The sequence below is a fragment of the Megasphaera sp. AF13-6AC genome (assembly GCF_027685385.1).
GTDB classification, from domain to species: domain Bacteria; phylum Bacillota; class Negativicutes; order Veillonellales; family Megasphaeraceae; genus Megasphaera; species Megasphaera micronuciformis.
The window spans coordinates 1-292 of record NZ_JAQCUN010000344.1 but is presented as its reverse complement, the minus strand read 5'-3'; the positions used below and the strand labels follow the sequence as shown (position 1 = coordinate 292).

Sequence of the window (292 nt, the reverse complement as noted above, 5' to 3'; positions counted from 1 at the left end):
GGCGAGGTCTATGACGGCACGGTAAAAGAAGGTGCCGCCGTTCGTCTTATGACGGGCGGAGCCCTACCTGACGGAACGGACACCATCGTTATGCAGGAACAGGTGTCCGCTACAGCTGACGGAAAGAGTATTCACCTTAACCTGCCCCTGCAAAAGGGTGACAATGTCATTCCTATCGGTGAAGAATGTACGACAGGTGACTTAATACTAAAAGCCGGGTCTGTCCTGACTGCCGGTTCCATGTCGGCAGCTGTCGGTATCGGCCATACGGATTTAACGGTCTACAAGGACC

The 292-nt window shown here is 53.8% G+C and carries 1 pseudogene; it reads left to right on the top strand.

From position 1 onward, the window contains the following. A pseudogene (locus tag PGX78_RS09360) lies at positions 1-292 on the top strand (molybdopterin molybdotransferase MoeA); the annotation flags it as partial.